Genomic DNA, 249 nt, shown 5'->3' on the forward strand with positions numbered 1-249 from the left:
CCTGCAATCAGCTGTTCAGGTTTTCCTGCTGTTCCATTTTTCGCATAGCTTCGTCCGAAAGATAATACTTCGCCGGGACATCTTTCTCCAAGATGTCCGACAAGGAATAGCCTTTTTCTTGACTGCGGTATTCCAAAGCCGGCAGAGTTAAGCACACGCCAGCACATGCTATACCCCAGTTCTGAAATCGCTTCAAGGATTGCCTGGAAGCATTTCCCCTGCGATATGCCCAACAGGTTGGGTACATTT

1 protein-coding gene is annotated in these 249 nt (G+C 48.2%); it reads right to left on the bottom strand.

Annotation, left to right across the window (positions count from 1 at the left end):
* A partial coding sequence (locus AB1471_RS17675; RefSeq protein ID WP_367781026.1) for a DNA cytosine methyltransferase occupies positions 1 to 233 on the bottom strand: 233 nt, incomplete at its 3' end.
* Positions 234 to 249 lie beyond the last annotated feature (16 nt).

The organism is Jeotgalibacillus marinus, from assembly GCF_040801915.1.
GTDB lineage: Bacteria > Bacillota > Bacilli > Bacillales > Jeotgalibacillaceae > Jeotgalibacillus > Jeotgalibacillus marinus.